This is a genomic window from Microbacterium sp. F2E, from assembly GCF_020905435.1.
GTDB classification, from domain to species: domain Bacteria; phylum Actinomycetota; class Actinomycetes; order Actinomycetales; family Microbacteriaceae; genus Microbacterium; species Microbacterium lacticum.
This window is the reverse complement of the sequence record NZ_JAJJIB010000010.1, coordinates 68,822-87,566: the sequence shown is the minus strand read 5'-3', so window position 1 is coordinate 87,566 and position 18,745 is coordinate 68,822. Positions and strand designations below refer to the sequence as shown.

At 70.1% G+C, this 18,745-nt stretch carries 15 protein-coding genes; 13 read left to right on the top strand and 2 right to left on the bottom strand.

Going from position 1 to position 18,745, the window contains the following annotated elements:
- Positions 1-20: 20 nt before the first annotated feature.
- Positions 21-1,034 (bottom strand): LacI family DNA-binding transcriptional regulator, encoded by a 1,014-nt coding sequence (locus LOK55_RS09415; protein ID WP_229935176.1) that lies wholly within the window; start codon positions 1,032-1,034, stop codon positions 21-23.
- A 169-nt stretch (positions 1,035-1,203) separates the two neighbouring features.
- On the opposite strand from LOK55_RS09415, the gene LOK55_RS09410 reads away from it, so the two are divergent.
- The 4 genes from LOK55_RS09410 (at position 1,204) to LOK55_RS09395 (ending at position 7,132) form a co-directional block, all read left to right on the top strand.
- Positions 1,204-3,246 carry a beta-galactosidase gene (locus LOK55_RS09410; RefSeq protein ID WP_229935175.1) on the top strand — a complete coding sequence of 681 codons (2,043 nt, stop codon included), beginning with the start codon at positions 1,204-1,206 and terminating at the stop codon, positions 3,244-3,246.
- Between the two features lie 31 nt (positions 3,247-3,277).
- On the top strand, positions 3,278-4,516 hold the full coding sequence (locus LOK55_RS09405; protein ID WP_229935174.1) for an extracellular solute-binding protein: 1,239 nt from the start codon (positions 3,278-3,280) through the stop codon (positions 4,514-4,516).
- 70 nt (positions 4,517-4,586) lie between these two features.
- Positions 4,587-6,209: an ABC transporter permease subunit gene (locus LOK55_RS09400; protein ID WP_229935173.1), complete on the top strand. Its 1,623-nt coding sequence runs from the start codon at positions 4,587-4,589 to the stop codon at positions 6,207-6,209.
- Complete coding sequence (locus LOK55_RS09395) at positions 6,209-7,132, top strand: sugar ABC transporter permease (protein WP_229935172.1); 924 nt, start codon at positions 6,209-6,211, stop codon at positions 7,130-7,132. Before LOK55_RS09400 ends, LOK55_RS09395 begins: the two co-directional genes overlap by 1 nt.
- A 29-nt stretch (positions 7,133-7,161) precedes the next feature.
- Here LOK55_RS09395 and rsmI read toward each other — a convergent pair whose 3' ends face one another.
- On the bottom strand, positions 7,162-7,977 hold the full coding sequence (gene rsmI / locus LOK55_RS09390) for a 16S rRNA (cytidine(1402)-2'-O)-methyltransferase (RefSeq protein WP_141381166.1): 816 nt from the start codon (positions 7,975-7,977) through the stop codon (positions 7,162-7,164).
- A 23-nt stretch (positions 7,978-8,000) separates the two neighbouring features.
- Between rsmI and LOK55_RS09385 the strand changes: the two genes are divergently transcribed.
- The 9 genes from LOK55_RS09385 (at position 8,001) to hrpA (ending at position 18,739) form a co-directional block, all read left to right on the top strand.
- Positions 8,001-9,614: a dolichyl-phosphate-mannose--protein mannosyltransferase gene (locus tag LOK55_RS09385; protein ID WP_229935171.1), complete on the top strand. Its 1,614-nt coding sequence runs from the start codon at positions 8,001-8,003 to the stop codon at positions 9,612-9,614.
- A gap of 72 nt (positions 9,615-9,686) precedes the next feature.
- Positions 9,687-10,115 carry a hypothetical protein gene (locus LOK55_RS09380; protein ID WP_229935170.1) on the top strand — a complete coding sequence of 143 codons (429 nt, stop codon included), beginning with the start codon at positions 9,687-9,689 and terminating at the stop codon, positions 10,113-10,115.
- A complete protein-coding gene (locus LOK55_RS09375) occupies positions 10,115-11,734 on the top strand; it encodes an EI24 domain-containing protein (RefSeq protein WP_229935169.1) in 1,620 nt (539 codons plus the stop codon). Before LOK55_RS09380 ends, LOK55_RS09375 begins: the two co-directional genes overlap by 1 nt.
- The gene (locus LOK55_RS09370; protein WP_229935168.1) at positions 11,734-12,216 is read left to right on the top strand and encodes a hypothetical protein; all 483 of its coding nucleotides are present in this window, start codon (positions 11,734-11,736) and stop codon (positions 12,214-12,216) included. Before LOK55_RS09375 ends, LOK55_RS09370 begins: the two co-directional genes overlap by 1 nt.
- Before the next feature lie 178 nt (positions 12,217-12,394).
- Positions 12,395-12,730 carry a hypothetical protein gene (locus LOK55_RS09365; RefSeq protein ID WP_229935167.1) on the top strand — a complete coding sequence of 112 codons (336 nt, stop codon included), beginning with the start codon at positions 12,395-12,397 and terminating at the stop codon, positions 12,728-12,730.
- Complete coding sequence (locus tag LOK55_RS09360) at positions 12,727-13,272, top strand: hypothetical protein (protein WP_229935166.1); 546 nt, start codon at positions 12,727-12,729, stop codon at positions 13,270-13,272. Before LOK55_RS09365 ends, LOK55_RS09360 begins: the two co-directional genes overlap by 4 nt.
- Complete coding sequence (locus tag LOK55_RS09355; protein WP_196324285.1) at positions 13,269-13,754, top strand: hypothetical protein; 486 nt, start codon at positions 13,269-13,271, stop codon at positions 13,752-13,754. Before LOK55_RS09360 ends, LOK55_RS09355 begins: the two co-directional genes overlap by 4 nt.
- Positions 13,751-14,386, top strand: coding sequence for a hypothetical protein (locus LOK55_RS09350; protein WP_229935165.1), 636 nt, complete (start codon positions 13,751-13,753; stop codon positions 14,384-14,386). Before LOK55_RS09355 ends, LOK55_RS09350 begins: the two co-directional genes overlap by 4 nt.
- 240 nt (positions 14,387-14,626) lie before the next feature.
- Positions 14,627-18,739, top strand: a complete 4,113-nt coding sequence (gene hrpA, locus LOK55_RS09345) for an ATP-dependent RNA helicase HrpA (RefSeq protein WP_374107645.1) — start codon at positions 14,627-14,629, stop codon at positions 18,737-18,739.
- Positions 18,740-18,745 lie beyond the last annotated feature (6 nt).

Genomic DNA, 18,745 nt, shown 5'->3' with positions numbered 1-18,745 from the left:
GGATGCCACGGTCCACCCGCTTAGGCGCTGTCGCGCACGACGAGCGTCGTCGGCAGCACGACGGCCTCGCGCGGCACCCCGGAGATCACGTCGGCGAGCATGTCGACCATCGTCGACGAGATCTCGGCCCAGGGCTGGCGCACCGTGGTGAGCTTCGGCGTCATCGTCTCGGCGAGGCCCGAGTCGTCGAAGCCCGCGACCGCGACGTCCTCCGGCACGCGACGGCCCGCGCGCTGCAGGGCCTCGATCGCGCCGACGGCGATCACGTCGCTCGCGGCGAAGACGGCGTCGATGTCGGGCGCACGCTCGAGCAGCGCGGTCATCGCGGCGTCGCCGCTCTTCCTCTCGTAGGTGCCCTGCTCGACGAGTGCCGGGTCGAACCTGTCGCCGAGCGCTTCGCGGAATCCGACCCGCCGGAACCGGCCGCCGGGCGTGTCGTCGGGTCCGGTGATGAGGGCGATGCGTTCGTGCCCCTGATCCATCAGATAGCGGGTCATCATGCGCGCAGAGCCGATCTCGTCGACGGACACGTTCGGCACGCTGCTCGCGCCGCCCAGCGGGATGCCGGTGCAGACGACGGGAACCCCCGCCTCGACGAGCGAGGCGAGCAGCGAGTCGGACTCGTGCGACGACACGAGCAGCACGCCGTCGACGTGCCCGGCGCGCACGTACCGCTCGACGTTCGCCTGCTCCTGCGCGGTGTCGGCGATCAGCAGCACGAGGGTCATCGACCGCTCGGCGAGGGCCTCGGTGGCCCCGCGCAGCAGCAGGGCGAAGGTCGGGTCGGAGAACAGCAGATGCTGCGGCTCGGTGAGCAGGAACGCCAGCGACCCCGATCTGCCGGTCGCGAGGCTGCGCGCGGCGTGGTTCGCGGTGTAGCCCGTGGCGCGGATCGCCTCCTCCACGGCGACGCGGGCCTCCGGCGACACCCAGTGCCCGCCGTTGAGATACCGCGAGACGGTCCCGTGCGAGACTCCCGCGACGCGCGCGACATCGCGGATGGTCGGTTTTCGCACGATGTCGGTGGATGCCACGGAGGCGACTTTACTCGTTGCGCACCGTGCTAGCGTGGTCAGACCAAATAGACCTGTGACCGGTCACAGTTGGGTAACGAAACACGCTCTCGCAACGAACGCCGGCATATCATCTGACCGACGCTGTGGCCTGTCACGGCCCGAGAACGGACGACGAGGAACCGAATCGATGCACGCGACGCGCCCCCGCGCCACCGCCGCCGGCACCACCGCGCACCGCTGGCCTGATCTCCCGCAGATCGCCTACGGCGGCGACTACACGCCCGAGCAGTGGCCCCGCGAGGTGTGGGCGGACGACATCGCCCGCATGCACGACGCGGGCGTGAACCTCGTGAGCATCGGCATCTTCGCGTGGGGCCTGCTCGAGATCCGCGAGGGCGATTTCGACTTCGGCTGGCTCGACGAGGTCATCGAGATGCTCCACGCAGCGGGCATCCGCGTCGACCTCGGCACTCCGACCGCCTCCCCCCCGGCCTGGTTCTTCGCGAACCACCCCGACGCCCGCGCCGTCACCCGGGACGGTGTCGCCCTCGGGTTCGGGGCGCGCGGCATGGTGTCGCACTCGGCGCCCGCCTACCGCGAGGCATCCGTCCGCATCGCGACCGAGCTCGCCAAGCGCTACGGAAACCATCCGGCCGTCGTCCTTTGGCACGTGCACAACGAGTACGGCGTGCCGGTCGGTGAGGACTACTCGCCGCACGCGGTGCGCGAGTGGCGGCGCTGGCTCGAGAACCGCTACGGCTCGATCGAGGCGCTGAACGCGGCGTGGGGCACGGCGTTCTGGGGTCAGCACTACGAGCAGTGGGAGCACATCGGCGCCCCGGCGGCGGCGCCGAGCGTCGTGAACCCCGCCCAGCGTCTCGACTTCGCCCGATTCACGGACGACCAGCTGCTCAGCTGCTTCATCGCCGAGCGCGACGCGATCCGCGCACACAGCGATCGCCCCATCACCACGAACTTCATGGCCAACCAGCACGGCGGCGTCGACCTCTGGAAGTGGGCGGCCGAGGTCGATGTCGTCTCGGACGACCACTACCTCTGGGCCGCCGACACCGAGGCCGAGATCGGCCTCGCGATCGCCGCCGACCTCACCCGCTCCGTCGGCGGCGGAGACCCGTGGCTGCTGATGGAGCACTCCACGTCGGCGGTCAACTGGCAGCCGCGCAACATCGCGAAGCGGCCGGGCGAGATGGCGCGCAACTCGCTCTCGCACCTCGGCCGCGGCGCCGACGGCATCCTCTTCTTCCAGTGGCGCGCCTCGCGTTCGGGCGCCGAGAAGTTCCACTCGGCGATGGTCCCGCACGCCGGCGCGTCCTCGCGCGTCTTCCGCGAGGTCGTCGACCTCGGCGCGAAGCTCGGCCGGCTCGCCGAGGTGCGCGGCTCCCGCGTGCACGCCGACGTCGCCATCCTGTGGGACTTCGAGTCGTTCTGGGCGCAGGACCTCGAGTGGCGGCCGAGCGTCGACCTCAGCCATGACGAGCGGATCCGCGCCTACTACGAACGGCTCTGGCGCGACGGCATCACCGTCGACTTCGCCCTGCCCGGGCACGACCTCTCCGGCTATCGTCTCGTGATCGCTCCCGCCCAGTACCTCCTGCGCGCGGCCGACGCCGAGAACCTCAACGCCTACGTCGCCGGGGGCGGGGTGCTCGTCAGCTCGTTCTTCACCGGCGTCGTCGACGAGCACGACGCCGTGCACGCGGGCGGCTTCGGCGCTCCCCTCGAGCCCTCCCTCGGGCTCCGCGTCGACGAGCACCTGCCGCTGCGCGAGGATGAGGTCGCGGGCATCGCCTTCGACGGCGAGACCTACGCCGCCGACATCTGGCAGGAGGACCTCGCCATCAGCGGCGCCGACGTGCGAGCCGTCTACACCGCGGGGCCCGCCGCCGGCGCTCCCGCCGTCACACGGAACGTCTCCGGCGACGGCGTCGGCTGGTACGTCAGCACGCGACCGGATGCCGCGGGCCTTCGCGCGATCATGGCATCCGTCTACCGCGACGCGGGACTCGAGCCGGCAGGCCTCCCCGCGGGAGTCGAGAGCGTCGTCCGCCACGGCGACGACGCCGACTACCGCGTCGTCATCAACCACTCCGACGAGACGGTCTCGCTCGGAATGTCGGGGGTCGACCTGCTCACGCAGACGACCCTCGAGGGTACGCTCGTGCTAGGCGGCGGCGAGGTCGCCGTCGTCCGCACGTCGCGCCCGCAGTAGGAAACACCCACCCAAGAGAGAAGGAAGACACATGCGCAAGATGGGCATCGGCGTCGCGGCCCTCGCTGCGACCACGATTCTGCTCGCGGGCTGCTCCGGCGGCTCGTCCCCCGCGTCGTCGGGGTCTGACGACAAGATCGACGCCTCGGGCGTCACCCTGACGGTCTGGACCGACGAGAACCGCAAGCCTGCCATCGAGGCGGCGGCGAAGACCTTCGAAGAGGAGACGGGCGGCAAGATCGAGCTCGTCCAGAAGAACTTCGAAGACATCCGCACCGACTTCATCAACCAGGTGCCGACCGGCAACGGCCCCGACGTCACGGTCGGCGCGCACGACTTCCTCGGAGCGTTCGTCGAGGCCGGCGTCATCGATACGGTCGACCTCGGCGCCGCCGCCGACCAGCTCGAGCAGGTCGCGGTCGACGCGTTCACCTACGACGGCCAGGTGTACGGCTTCCCGTACGCGCTCGAGTCGATCGCCCTCATCCAGAACACCGACCTCGTCGGCGAAGACGCCCCCGCGACCTACGACGACATGATCGCCAAGGGCAAGGCATCCGGCGCCGAGCGTCCGTTCGTCATCAACACCGCCGGCCAGACCGGCGACGCCTACACGATGTACGGATTCCAGACCTCGTTCGGCGCCCCCGTGTTCGTGCAGGACTCGTCGGGTTCGTACACCACCGAGGTCGGCATGGGCGGCGAAAAGGGCACGGCGTTCGCGCAGTGGCTCGGCGCGCACGGCGAGACCGGCACCGGCGACATCTCGACGACGATCGACTACGACACCAACAACGAGCTGTTCGCCTCGGGCAAGGCCGCCTACACGATCCAGGGCCCGTGGGCGGTCGACACCCTCACCCAGCAGGGCGTGAAGATCAAGGTCAACCCCATCCCGTCGGCCGGTGGCGAGACCGCCGCGCCGTTCGTGGGCGTGCAGGGCTTCTACGTCAGCTCGCAGAGCAAGAACGCGCTCATCGCGCAGCAGTTCCTGACGCACTACCTCGCCACCGACGAGGCGCAGCAGGCGCTCTACGACGCCGACCCGCGTCTGCCCGCCTGGCAGCCCGTCGCCGAGAAGGTCGCCTCCGACCCGATCGTCGCCGGCTTCCTCGCCTCGGCCGCGACCGGCGTACCGCAGCCCTCGATCCCCGAGATGGGATCGGTGTGGGACCTGTGGAACGCCGCTGAGGTGCAGATCATCAAGGGTGCCGACCCCGCCTCGACGTGGAGCTCGATGGTCTCCAGCGTCCAGGCAGCCATCGGCTGATCATCCCGGCCCGGGTGCGGGGGCACGCCCCCGCACCCGGGCCATCCCCTCCCGAAGGAGACCGACAGTGATGTCCACTCTGCAGGGCCGGAAGGCCCCGGCGTCCCCGCCGCCCCCCACCACGCCCGACGCCGGCGCGCGGCCCGAGTCGCACGCGCGGCGCTGGACCGGCCTCGGCTGGGGCTTCGTCGTGAAGCTCGTGCTCATGGCGATCGTCAACGCCTTCGGCATCCTCGGCATCATCGCCGCGTTCCGCGCGCAGTCGTGGCTGATCTTCGGCATCGCCGTGCTGCTGCTCGTCGTCGCCGACGTCGTCTACTTCAGCAAGCGCGCGCTGCCGATGAAGTACCTCTTCCCGGGCCTGGCGTTCCTGCTGATCTTTCAGGTGTTCATCTTCGCGTACACCGCCTACATCGCCTTCACGAACTACGGCGCAGGTCACGTCGGCACGCAGGAGCAGGCCGTGCAGGCGGCTCTCATCCAGGGCGAGCGCATCGTCGACGGCTCCGAGCGCTACCCGCTCGCGGTCGTCGAGCGCGGCGGCGAGTACGGCCTCGCGATCAACGACGACGGCGACATCAAGGCCGGTTCGGCCGACCAGCCCCTCGAGACCGTGGGCGAGATGTCGGCCTCGGGCGCCCCGAAGGAGGTGCCCGGCTGGACCGTGCTCTCCCTCAACGACGTGCTCAGCCTGCAGAACGAGATCACCGCGATCCGCGTGCCGATGTCAGACGATCCCAACGACGGGTCGCTGCGCACCCGCGACGGCGCAACGGGCACGGTCTACCTCTCCACGATGCAGTGGGATGCGCAGTCGCAGACCATCACCGACACCGCGACCGGCACCGTCTACCACGCGACCGACGCGGGCACCTTCACCTCGGACGACGGCCAGAGCCTTCCCACCGGCTGGATGGTGCATGTCGGGTTCGACAACTTCCTGCGACTGTTCACCGACTCGTCGATGATCCAGCCGCTCGCGCTCGTGACGGTGTGGACCTTCGCCTGGGCGTTCCTGTCGGTCGCGATCCCGTTCGCGCTCGGCCTCGTGCTCGCGATCGTCTTCAACGACGAGCGCATCCGCGGGCGCAAGGTGCTGCGCACGCTGTTCATCCTGCCGTACGCGTTCCCGGCGTTCATGTCGGCCCTGTTGTGGCGCGGCATGTTCAACTCCGAATTCGGGGTCATCAACCAGCTCTTCTTCGGCGGGGCGAACATCGACTGGCTCGGCGACCCGTGGCTCGCCCGGTTCGCCGTGCTGTTCGTGAACGTGTGGCTGACCTTCCCCTACTTCTTCCTCGTCTGCACGGGAGCCATCCAGGCCCTCCCGGCCGACGCGCTCGAGGCCGCCGAGATCGACGGGGCGGGCCGGTTCCGCCAGCTGCGCTCGATCATCCTGCCGCTCGTGCTCGTCGCGACCGCGCCGCTGCTGATCTCGTCGTTCGCGTTCAGCTTCAACAACTTCACCATCATCTACATGTTCAACAGCGGCGGGCCGGCGATCCCCGGCGCCCCGTACACGCTCGGATACACCGACATCCTGATATCGGCGATCTGGGACATCTCCGGCGTCAACGGCGGCAAGGCCGACTACGGTCTGGCCAGCGCCCTGTCGATTCTGGTGTTCATCGTCGTCGCGGTGATCTCCGCGCTGGCGTTCCGGCAGACCAAGAAGCTCGAGGAGTATCAGTGATGAGCACCGCGACGACCCCGCCCACCGCCCGCGACGCGCGGAAGAACGTGACGCTGGATGCCTCGCGGCGCAGCGCCGTGCGCAAGCGCTGGGCCCTCGACGTCGGCTGGAAGTACCTCCTCGCCCTCGTCGTGCTGTTCTACGCCGTCTTCCCACTGGTATACGTGCTGTCCGCCTCCCTGAACCCCGGGGGGAGCCTCGCGACCAGCAATGCCCTGTTCAGCGCGTTCGACCTGTCGAACTACCAGGCACTGGCCGACACCCGGTACTGGACCTGGTACGCGAACACGCTCATCATCGGCGTGTCGGCCGCGGCCGGCGCGGTGCTCATGGGCGCCGCGGCGGCGTACGCGTTCTCGCGCTTCCGGTTCCGCGGACGCCGGGTGGGGCTCACAGCCCTGCTCATCATCCAGATGTTCCCGCAGGCGCTGGCGTTCGTCGCGATCTTCCTCATGCTGCTCGCGCTCGGCGAGGTGTTCCCCGTGCTCGGCCTCAACTCCAAGGTGGCGCTCATCTGCATCTACCTGGGCGGCGCGCTGGGCGTCAACACGTTCCTCATGTACGGGTTCTTCAACACGATCCCGCAAGAGCTCGACGAGTCCGCCAAGATCGACGGCGCGACGCACGCGCAGGTCTTCTGGCGGATCATCATGCCGTTGGTCACCCCGATCCTCGCGGTGGTGGGGCTGCTCGCGTTCATCGCCTCGTTCGGCGACTACATCATCTCGAAGATCGTCCTCGTGTCCGAGGACAACTGGACGCTCGCGGTCGGCATGTACCAGTGGGTCTCGAACCAGCTGTCGAGCAACTGGGGCCTGTTCGCCGCGGGGGCGATCCTCGCCTCGGTGCCCGTGCTGGTGCTGTTCCTGACGCTGCAGCGCTACATCGTGGGTGGACTCACCGCGGGCTCCGTGAAGGGCTGACCCCCCGCCCGCACGCGAGACCCGGCGGCTCAGCGCGCGGCGAGCGCCGCCTGGTAGAGGTCGCGCGAGCGCAGACCGGTCTGCGCGGCGACCTCCGCCGCGGCATCCTTGAGGCGCGTGCCGGATGCCACGAGCGCCTGCACCTGCGCGAGAGCGTCGTCGGTCGACACGGTCAGCGCGGCCGCGCCGCCGACGACGACGACGATCTCGCCGCGGACGCCGTCCCCGGCCCACGCGGCGAGCTCGCCGAGCCCGCCCCGCACGACCTCCTCGTGCAGCTTGGTCAGCTCGCGGCAGACGGCGGCGGGCCGGGCCGCGCCGAAGGCATCCACCATCGCGGCGAGCGTCTCGCCGAGCCGCGACGGCGCCTCGAAGAACACCATCGTGCGGGGCTCGGCGGTGAGCGCATCGAGAGCGCGGCGGCGGTCGCCCGCCTTGCGCGGCAGGAACCCCTCGAACGTGAACCTGTCGGTCGGCAGCCCCGCGACAGCGAGCGCCGTGACGACCGCGCTCGGCCCCGGGATCGCGGTGACGGTCACGCCGTCGGCGGCGGCCTGGGCGACGAGCGCGTAGCCGGGGTCGCTGACCGTGGGCATCCCGGCATCGCTCAGCACGAGCAGATCCTCGTCGCGGGCGCGCGCGACGAGCTCGGCGGCGCGCTGGCGTTCGTTGTGGTCGTGCAGCGCCAGCAGCTTCGGCCGGTTCTCGATGCCGAGCGCCTGCAACAGCCGCTGCGCGGTGCGAGTGTCTTCGGCGGCGATGACGGTGGCCGCTTCGAGGGCGGCGACCAGTCGCGGCGAGGCGTCGCCGAGATTGCCGATGGGCGTCGCAGCGAGGATGATCACCGCCCCAGCATAGGCTGGTGCCCGTGACGACGACGGAGCAGCCGTTGCTGCCGGAAACTGCCGCCGAGCGGCCCTCGCGCTACGACGCCTGGCGCGCGCGGGTGGCCGGCGACCCGCGCCTGCAGCGGCTCTACGGCTGGCTCGCCCCCGTGCTGATCACGGTGCTCGCCGCGGTGCTGCGCCTCGCGAACCTCGGCCATCCGCACACACTCGTCTTCGACGAGACGTATTACGTGAAGGATGCCTGGAGCCAGTGGAACCTCGGCTACGCGTCGACCTGGCCCGAGGGCGCTGACGCCCGCTTCGCCGCGGGCGAGACCGACATCTTCACGACGACCGGCAGTTTCGTCGTCCATCCGCCGCTCGGCAAGTACCTGATCGGCGCCGGGATGTGGCTCTTCGGCCCCGACAACTCGTTCGGGTGGCGTTTCGCGACAGCTCTGGCGGGCACCGCGCTCGTGCTCGTGCTGTTCCTGCTCGCCAAGGCGCTCACGAACTCGACGGTGTTCGCGAGCGTGGCGGCGTTCCTGCTCGCCATCGACGGCCTCGGCATCGTGATGAGCCGGGTGGCGCTACTCGACATCTTCCTGGCGCTGTTCGTGCTGATCGCGTTCTGGTTCGTCGTGCTCGATCGACGGCGCACGCTCGACCGTCTCGCCACGCAGACGGCGAAGCGGGAGCGACGGTCAGAGAGCGGCGAGGTGACTCCGCCCGCCTGGGGCCCGGTCCTCTGGAACCGTCCCTGGATCATCGCCGCCGGCGCCGCGGCCGGTGCCGCCACGGCGGTGAAGTGGTCGGGCGTCTGGGTGCTCGCCGCGATCGGCCTCTACCTCGTCGTCACCGACGCCCTCGAGCGTCGCCGGCTCGGCATCGTGTTCTGGCCCACCGACGCGGTGCGTCAAGGCCTGGCATCCTTCGCGCTGCTCGTCCCGGCCGCGTTCGTCGTCTACCTCGCCTCGTGGACGGGCTGGCTCGTCACCGACGGCGGCTACGACCGGCACGCGGCCGACGCGAACCCGGCGACGGGCTTCTTCTCGTGGGTACCGCTGAGCCTGCAGAGCCTGTGGAAGTACCACGAGACGATCTACCACTCGATGACCGGCATGACCTCGCCGCACAGCTACGCGAGCCCCGCCTGGCAGTGGGCACTGCTGCTGCGCCCCACCTCGATGTACGCGTTCTCGACGGCGAACGGCGAGAACGGATGCGTCGGCGAGAACGGATGCCTGCAGATCCTGTACAGCATGCCGAACCCGCTGGTCTGGTACGCGTCGGTCATCGCGGTCATCTATCTCGTGTACCGCTTCGTCGTCGCTCGCGACTGGCGCCACGCGGTCGTCCTCGTGGCGATCGGCGCGACCTGGCTGCCGTGGCTGGCCTACCCCGAGCGCACGGTGTTCCAGTTCTACACGATCGTGATGTGGCCGTTCATGCTCATCGCGCTGACCTTCGCGCTGCGCGACATCGCGGGTCCGACGCGTGCGAGCGTCGAGCGCCGCACCGCCGGTCAGCGGGTGGTGCTCGTGTTCCTCCTCGTCGTCGTCGCGTTGGCGGTGTTCTGGTTCCCCCTGTGGTCGGGGATGCAGATTCCCTACGACTTCTACCGTCTGCACAACTGGATGCAGGGCTGGGTGTAGCTCCATGGGGAGTTCTCCCCATGGCCCCGACACACGCCTGTTGCCTAGGTTGAAGTAGACCAAGGAGGACCGATGGCAGACCTGAAGCTCGACGCCGACGAACTGCTTGCGAGCGCGTCGCGCGCCGAGCGCATAGCGGGCGACTTCTCGACCGCCGAGCGCATCGCCGACGAGACCGCGGGCTACACCGAGCATGACGGACTGGCGGGCAAGGTCCGCGACTTCGGCGACAAGTGGGACATCGCCCGCGGCAAGCTCGAAGAGAGCCTCACGACGATCGCCGACTACCTCCGCGCAGTCGTCGACACCTTCGACGACCTCGACACCGATCTCGCCGCGTCGCTGGAGCAGTCGAAGCTCGGCGACGGTGCGATGAACCGAGAGATCTACGACGCGATCGCCGAGGGTCAGGCTTCGGAGCCCTCCCCCGCGCCCGCACCGACTCCGTCGCCCACCCCCGGCCCCGCGCCGACCCCGCCCTCGGACGGAGACGACAACTGATGGCTCTTCCCGGCAACCCCACGGCGCTCGCCGACCGCGCATCCACCTACCAGGCATCCGCGAGCCGCATCCAGCGCGCCGCCGATGATCTGCGCGCCCTCGCGTACACGAGCACCGCGAAGTCGTTGGATGCCATCCGCGAGCGCAGCGGCGAGGTCGCCGGCACCCTCGACGAGGCGTACGGGCGCTACGCCGGCACCGCGACCGCGACCGCGCTCGTCGAGTACGCCGCAGTGCTGCGCGACGCCCACCGCCGCGCGGACGCCGCCGACCAGGCCGAGGCGACCGCCGAGAGCTACGCCGGCCAGGCCGACACCCGCGTGACCGCGCTCACCCGGCACGTGCGGAACCTCGAGGAGGCCGCGGCACCAGTAGGCACGATCGAAGCGGCGGAGCGCGACCTCGCCGACGCCCAGCGCGCCTCGCGCCGCTACGACACGGCGGCCACCTCTGCGCGCGACGACCACGAGGCCGCCCGCCGCGACATGGAGGCGGCCGCGCAGCGCGCGATGTCGCTCATCGACAGCGCGATCGACGCGACCAACGAGAGCTGGCTGGACCACGTCGGCAACTTCTTCGCCGGCGTCGGGTCGTGGCTCGCCGACCTCGGAAAGTGGGTGGGCGAGTTTCTGCAGGACCTCTGGGACGAGCTGCAGCGGCTCGTCTCGACGGTGCTCGCGATCCTCGGCACCGTACTGATCCTCATCCTCGTCTACACCCTGCTGTCGATGATCCCGGTGATCGGTCCCCTCATCGCGGCGCTGGTCGTCGGCATCCTCGCCGGCTTCCTGCTCGCCAGCATCCTCTCCGACGTCCTCAAGCCGACGCCGACCACCGACAGGTATGACAGGACTGGCGACGAAAAGATCGCCGACCCCGGGGAGCCCACCGACCTGGCGCACGCTCTGAAGGATGCCGGTTACGTCGACAAGCTCGGTCACCACACCGCGGACAGCGCCGACGAGACGGTCATCAAAGTCACCAAGGTCGTGGACGCTGACGGCGTCGTCCGGTGGCGGGTCGCGTTGCCCAGCACCCAGGAGTGGCTGTCGCGACTCAACGGCGACCAGGGCGCGGTCAACGACCTCGACAGCAACCTCGCCCTCATGATGACTCCCTCATTGAGGTCGCAATACGAGCGCGCCGTCCTTCAAGCGATGCAGCACGCTGGCGTGAGTCCCGACGATCCGGTGATGCTCGTCGGCTTCAGCCAGGGCGGCATCATGGCCGGGCATCTGGCCGCATACAACTCCGACTACAACTGGGACGCGGTCGTCGTCGCAGGCGCCCCGATCGACAGCATGCCGATCCCCTCGTCGACGTCCGTGGTGTCGGTGCAGCACGATGGCGATCCAGTACCGCGCCTGGACTCGGTGATCGGACTCGGCGCGAGCGGGTACGCGCAACAGCGCCCGAACTGGACGACGATCAACACCCCGTCGCCGTTGGCGGTGCAGGGAGTCGCTGGTATCCACAATGCCGCCGCCTATTACGCGACCCTGCAGCAGCAGATCGGCAATGTACCCCCGGAGACCCAGCGCGGCTTGGACGCGTTCTTTATCGGCGACTCCAGCACCTACGGTTATGACAGCAGCTATTACTCATGGAAAGAAGACTGATGGCGCATCGGATCGCACAGTCGCGTCTTGCGGCGCTGTTCGCGGCCACGGCGCTGGCCGCCGTCTCACTGACGGCCTGCGTGCCGGCAACCTCTCCCACTCCCGTTCCGACCTCCTCCGAAAGTGAGCAGGGGATGACATTTCCCGAGGTGCGCACCGCGCTCATGGCAGCAGATCCGCGTGTGGTCGACACAGGTGTCCTCGAAAGTCAGTCGGGCGCGGCACGGGTCTTGACGGTCGGCGCCGTCGTCAGCGCCGACGACGCCACCCCGATCTCCACAGCGTCCCTCACCGCCATGCTCGTCGCGGTGAGAGACAGCCTCCCGTCGGATGTCGACCAACTCGATTTCCTTGTGCGCGACGATTCCGACAAGAGCCGCATCATCGACCTCGGCCCGGCGATCGCCGGACTTCCCGCGGGGGTCACTGCGCTCTACGACGGAACGCTCACGCTGACGCGCGCCGATCTCGACAAGCTGTGAGGATGCCTTCGATCCTCCGCAACTCGCTCTCCCGGCAGGAAGACCAATGCAGCTCTCTCACAGGTTGATCGTCGCCGCAGGCGCCGTCGCCGTCGCCGTCACATCCCTCACTGCGTGCAGCGCAAGCGACGGTGCGCTGACATCCCCCAGCGCATCTCGAGAAGGACAGGGCACGGACATGAGCGCGCTGTATGACGCCGTCACCGCATCAGATCCGCGCGTCGCAGACCCACTCGCCACCATCAGCTATTCCGGCTTCGCGAAGACGCTGTCGATGAGCGTGCTGATCACGGGCGATGAGCCCGTGGGCACCGAGACGCTGACGGCGATCCTCGTCGCCGTGCGCGACACGACGCCCGACGACATCGAGACCGTGGGCCTCATCGCCCGAGAGTCGGCGGACGAAGAGCGCATCGTCGATCTGCGGAGCGCGATCGCCGGGCTCCCCGATGACGTCACCGCACTGTATGACGGCGGGGTCACCCTCGCACGGGTCGACCTGGACAAGCTGTGACGGGTCTCAACGCGACGCCCGCGCTCGCCTTCCGCCTGCTCGGAACGTGGTGGCGGATCGACCTCGATTCCGACGAGACGGCGCGTGCCTCAGCATCCATCGTCGCCCGCGGCACGCTCGGAACCCGCGACCACGAGGCGACGGCGCGCAGGCGCGTGCGGGATGATCTCGTCGCCGCGGCCGCATCCGCCCGCGACGCGAACGCCACGCTCATGCTGCTGCAGACCGAGCTCTCCCCCGGCGAGCCGATGTCGGCGACCCTCACCGTCTTCGACGACGAGCGCGTGCGGATGAGCCCGGCCGTCGGCACGAATCCCGACCGGGTGCTGAGCGTGCTCGAAGAGAGCCTGCCGACGATCGACCCGGGTCTCGCACCCACCGCGGTGCGACGGCCCTTCGACGGCGGCGAGACCGTCCGCGTGCATCGCATCGACGAGACCGTCGAGATCGAGGACGGCGCCGAGTTCACTCAGCGTCGCCTCGTCGCGCAGTACTGGTACGCGAAGCCAGAGCTACTACTCCTGGCAGGAGAACTGACGTGACCGCCCCGTTCGTCGCCCCCCGCATCATCGCCGTCGCCGCCGCCGTCATCCTGGGTGCCGCGCTCGTCGCCTGCACGCCCACCGCCGCACCGTCGACCCCGACGCCGACCAACACGGAGAGCACCGTGCACGCATTCCAGCCCGTCTACGACGCCGTCGCCGCCTCGGACCCGCGCGTCGAACGCGTGAGCAGCGTGTCCGTCAGCCAGTCCGGAGCGGCCCGTCAGCTGACGGTCGTGATCCGCGTCACCGGAGACGAGCCGGTCACCACCGACACACTCGTTGCCGTTCTCACCGCGATCCGAGATTCGGCGGGCGGATCCGCCGACATGCTGCAGCTCATCGCCCGGGACGCCGACGACCCCGATCGGCTCCTCGATCTCGAACCGGCGATCGCGGGGCTGCCGAGCGGAGTCTCGGCGCTGCGGATCGACGGCGCGCTGGTGGTCCCGTTCGACGACCTGAATCAACTCGGAGGATGACCCCTCACGATGCGCCCGAGCTCGCGTTCCGCCTGATCGGAACGTGGTGGCCGGTCGACCTCGAATCCGACGAAGCGGCGAGCGCTTCGGCATCCGCCGTCGCCCGCGGCACGCTCGGAACCCGCGACCAAGAGGCGACGGCGCGCAGGCGGCTGCGCGACGACCTCGTGGTCGCCGCGCGGACCGCGCGCGAGGCACGGGCGCGCCTGATGCTCCTGCAGACCGAACTCGCCCCCGGTGAGCCGATGTCGGCGACGCTCACCTTGTACGACGACGACCGCGTGCGGATGAGTCCCGCCATCGGCACATCACCGGATCGCGTGCTCGCCGTCCTCGAGGAGAGCCTGCCGACCATCGCCCCCGATCTTGCGCCCACCGCCGTCCGGCGCCCCTTCACGGACGGCGAGGTGGTGCGCGTGCACCGCGTCGACGAGGTGATCGAGGTCGAGGCCGGCCAGGAGTTCACACAGCGCCGTCTCGTCGCACAGTACTGGTATCCGCGGCCCGACTCCAAGCACCTGGTCCTCGCGGTGCTCTCGACTCCCCTCGGCGACATCCCGCACACTCTGCTGTCCTACTTCGACGCCATCGTCGAGGTCTCCCGCTTCATCGAACCCATCGTCGCGGACTGAGCCCGCGCGGTGACGATCGTTCCGGGATGCGGTGGCGATCGCGCAGTCGCGTCTCGTCGCAGTGTTCGCCGGCATGGCTTGACGCGCGCAGACCTCGACAAGCTGTGAGGATGCCCCGACTCCCCGGCGCCCACTGACGGCGGCCTTGATCGCAGAACTCCTCCTCGCACCGCTCACCATGTCGACCGCCGAGGTCGAGGACGGCGCGGAGCTCCCCGAGCGCCGACTCGTCCCGCAGTACTGGTACCCCCAGCTCGACACGAAGAGGCTCGCTCTCGTCGTGCTCGCCATGCCGTTCGGCGACATCCCGGACAGGCTCACGTCGTACGTCGACGCGATCGTCGAGATCTCGCGCTTCGTCGCGCCCGCGACGCGCTCCTCCTGCGGCCGACGATACGATGGAGGGCTATGCCTTCCCCCGAACCAGTGATCTCCTATCCGGTGGAGCTGCCCGTCAGCGCCGCGCGGGACGACATCGCGCGCGCGATCGAGGGGCATCAAGTCGTGATCGTCGCGGGGGCGACCGGGTCGGGCAAGACCACGCAGCTCCCGAAGATCTGTCTCGAGCTCGGCCGCACGAAGATCGCGCACACTCAGCCGCGCCGCATCGCCGCCCGTACGATCGCCGAACGTATCGCGCACGAGCTCGAGGTTCCCCTCGGGGGCGCCGTCGGTTACAAGGTGCGCTTCACCGATCAGGTCTCCGCCGACACCAAGGTCGCCCTCGTCACCGACGGCATCCTGCTGAACGAGATCCACCGCGACCGGTTGCTGCGGCGCTATGACACGATCATCGTCGACGAGGCGCACGAGCGGTCGCTGAACATCGATTTCCTCCTCGGCTACCTCGCCCGCATCCTCCCCGAGCGCCCCGACCTGAAGGTCATCATCACGTCGGCGACGATCGACCCCGAGAGTTTCGCGAAGCACTTCGCGGATGCCGCGGGCACACCGGCGCCGATCGTCGAGGTCTCGGGGCGCACGTACCCGGTCGAGATCCGCTACCGTGGCGCGCTCGATGCCCCGGGCGCGGCGGCGGATGCTGCATCGGGGGCCGAGTCCGACGACGTCGACACCCTCCTCGCGGCCCTCCGCGAACTCGACCGCGAGCCCGACGGCGACGTGCTCGTGTTCCTCCCCGGCGAGGCCGAGATCCGCGACGCGATGGATGCCGTCCGCGGCATGTACGCGAAGGACGCCCGGCCGACCGAAGTGCTGCCGCTCTACGGCCGCCTCTCGGCGGCAGAACAGCACCGCGTGTTCGAGCCCCCGCGCATCGCGGGCGTCCGCCGCCGCGTGATCCTGGCGACGAACGTCGCCGAGACGAGCCTCACCGTGCCCGGCATCCGTTACGTCGTCGATGCGGGCACGGCGCGCATCTCGCGCTACAGCGTGCGCTCGAAGGTGCAGCGGCTGCCGATCGAGCCCGTGTCACAGGCATCCGCACAGCAGCGCGCCGGGCGCGCGGGCCGCACCTCCGACGGCATCGCGATCCGCCTGTACAGCGAAGAAGACTTCTCTGCGCGGCCCGAGTACACCGAGCCCGAGATCCTGCGCACCTCGCTCGCCTCGGTCATTCTGCAGATGCTCGCACTGGGCTTCGGCGACATCGAGGATTTCCCGTTCCTCACGAAACCCGACAGCCGCGGAGTGAAAGCCGCGTTCGAGCTTCTCACCGAACTGCGCGCCGTGACCTCCGCGCGCAGGCTGACGAAGATCGGGCGCGAGATCGCCCGCCTGCCGATCGATCCCCGCTTCGCACGCATGCTGGTCGAGGCCCGCCGGCTCGATGTGACCGAACCGGTGCTCGCGATCGTGTCGGGGCTGTCGATCCAAGACGTGCGAGAACGTCCGTCTGCCGAGGACGGCGCCGCGCGCGAGCAGGCCGAGCGGATGCACGCGCGGTTCGCCGACCCGACGAGCGACTTTCTCACTCTGCTGAACCTCTGGAATCATCTGCAGACCGCGCAGCGCGAACTCGGCTCGAGCGCGTTCCGGCGGCTGTGCCGCGCGGAGTTCCTGAACTACGTGCGCGTGCGGGAGTGGTTCGACGTGCACCGGCAGCTGCGTCAGCTGCTCGGCGTCAAGGGTCGCGGCGCGGCCGCGGAGACCGGAGACGGCGCGGCCGCCGACCCCGCACTCGTCCACCGCGCGATGCTGGCGGGGCTCCTCTCGCACATCGGCGTGCTCGACACCCGCTCGCTCGCGAAGACGAAGCCCGGCGACAAGCGGAAGGCCCTCGCGACCTACCGCGGCGCGCGCGGAGCGACGTTCGCGATCTTCCCTGGGTCGGCGCTGCGCAAGGCCTCCCCCGACGCCGTCATGGCCGCCGAGCTCGTCGAGACCTCGCGCCTCTATGCCCGCACCGTCGCCGCGATCGATCCCGCGTGGGCCGAAGAGCTCGCCGGCGACCTCGCGCACCGCCAGCTGAGCGACCCGCACTGGTCGAAGGATGCCGGGGCCGCCGTCGCGGCCGAGAAGGTGACCCTCTTCGGGGTCGAGATCATCCCGCGGCGCCGGGTGCAGCTCGCCCGCATCGACCAGCCGCTCGCGCGAGAGCTGTTCCTGCGCCACGCCCTCACCGACGGCGAGTGGAACTCCAGCCACCTCGACAAGAAGCTCACCGGGTTCGAGCGGCGGAACCTCGAGCTCCGCCGCCGCCTCGAGAAGGTCGAGGAGCGCGAGCGGCGCCGGGACATCCTCGTCGGCGACGAAGCGGTGTTCGCCTTCTACGACCAGCGCGTGCCCGCCGACGTGTACGACGCGCGCTCGTTCGAGCGGTGGTGGCGCGAGGCATCCGCCCGCACGCCGCGCCTGCTCGACATGACGGAGGTCGACCTGAAGGGCGACGCCGCGCGCTCCGATGACCGCGCATTCCCGGGCCGGTGGGAGCAGGGCGACCAGGTGCTCTCGCTGGCCTATCGGTTCGAGCCGGGCGATCCCGAGGACGGCGTCAGCGTCGTCGTGCCGCTGCCGCTTCTCGCGGGTCTCTCGCCGGAGGGTTTCGACTGGCAGGTGCCGGGCATGCGGGCAGAGCTCATCACGGCGCTCCTGCGCGCGCTGCCGAAGGCGATCCGGCGCCACGTGGTGCCGGCGGCGGACTGGGCCGCGACACTCGGCGACGAGCTCGCCGGCGAAGGGCCCGAGCACCATCGCGGGCTCCCCGCGCTGCCGCTCCGGGCGGCGCTCGCCCGGCGCATCCAGCGCGTCGCGAACCAGCCTGTGACCCCGGACGACTTCGAGATGGACCGGGTGCCCGGCCATCTCGTGATGACCTTCCGCGCCGTCGACCACCGGGGCCGCACCGTCGGCACCTCGCGCGACCTCGTCGAGCTGCAGCAGCGGCTCGCCGGTCGGGCGCGCGAGCAGGTCGCCCGCTCGCTCGCGCGGCCCGCGCCCGGACCCGTTGCGGAGGCCGGGACGGCGCGCCCCGGCGGAGCGCCACCGGCCGCATCACCCGCGATCGGCGGCAGCGGCGGCGTCGCCGAGCGTTCCGGCATCACCACATGGGACGTGGGCACTCTCCCCGCTGTCGTCGACACCCGCGTCGCGGGCGGCGTGGTGCGCGGCTACCCGGCGCTGGTCGACGAGAAGGATGCCGTGGCGCTGCGCATCGAGTCGACCCCCGAGCGCGCCGCGCGCCTCGCCCACGCGGGCGTGCGGCGCCTGCTGCTGCTCGCCGTCCCGTCGCCGAGCGCCTACGTCCTCGATCACCTGACCGCCGCCGAGAAGCTCTCGCTCGCCGCGTCGCCCTACTCGTCGGCGAAGGCGCTCATCGAAGACGCCCGGGTCGCGGTCGCCGACGCGGTGATGGCGCGGGTCGCTCCGGAGGGGGTTCGCACGCCGGAGCAGTTCGCGGCCGTCCGCGACGCCCTGTCCGCGGCCGTCGTCGACGAGCTGTTCCAGGCGGTGTCGCTCACCGCCCGCATCCTCACACTGCACCGCGACGTCGAGCGCGCCGTGAAGGGGCAGAACTCGATGACGCTCCTCGCCGCCCTCGGCGACGTCAAGGCGCAGCTGGCCGGTCTCGTCTTCCCCGGGTTCGTCGCCCGCACCGGCCTTGCGCGCCTCGCCCACCTGCCCCGGTACCTGCAGGGTGCCCTCTCGCGGGTCGAGGCCCTCGCCGACAGTCCGGGGCGCGACCGCCAGCGGATGACCGAGTTCGAACGCGCCGCCGCGGCCTACGCCGATGCGGGTGGCGCGCTTCCGCTCGACGCCGACGCCGACGCAACGCTCGCGCACGCACGCTGGCTGCTCGAGGAGTACCGGGTGAGCCTGTTCGCCCAGCAGCTCGGCACGGCCGAACCGGTCTCACTGCAGCGGATCACGAAGGCCCTCGCCGCGACGACCTGATCGCGT

Coding starts and splice junctions, on each gene's coding strand:
- LOK55_RS09410 (WP_229935175.1), top strand. CDS start 1,204: ATGCACGCGACGCGCCCCCGCGCCACCGCCGCCGGCACCACCGCGCAC.
- LOK55_RS09405 (WP_229935174.1), top strand. CDS start 3,278: ATGCGCAAGATGGGCATCGGCGTCGCGGCCCTCGCTGCGACCACGATT.
- LOK55_RS09400 (WP_229935173.1), top strand. CDS start 4,587: ATGTCCACTCTGCAGGGCCGGAAGGCCCCGGCGTCCCCGCCGCCCCCC.
- LOK55_RS09395 (WP_229935172.1), top strand. CDS start 6,209: ATGAGCACCGCGACGACCCCGCCCACCGCCCGCGACGCGCGGAAGAAC.
- LOK55_RS09380 (WP_229935170.1), top strand. CDS start 9,687: ATGGCAGACCTGAAGCTCGACGCCGACGAACTGCTTGCGAGCGCGTCG.
- LOK55_RS09375 (WP_229935169.1), top strand. CDS start 10,115: ATGGCTCTTCCCGGCAACCCCACGGCGCTCGCCGACCGCGCATCCACC.
- LOK55_RS09370 (WP_229935168.1), top strand. CDS start 11,734: ATGGCGCATCGGATCGCACAGTCGCGTCTTGCGGCGCTGTTCGCGGCC.
- LOK55_RS09365 (WP_229935167.1), top strand. CDS start 12,395: ATGAGCGCGCTGTATGACGCCGTCACCGCATCAGATCCGCGCGTCGCA.
- LOK55_RS09350 (WP_229935165.1), top strand. CDS start 13,751: ATGACCCCTCACGATGCGCCCGAGCTCGCGTTCCGCCTGATCGGAACG.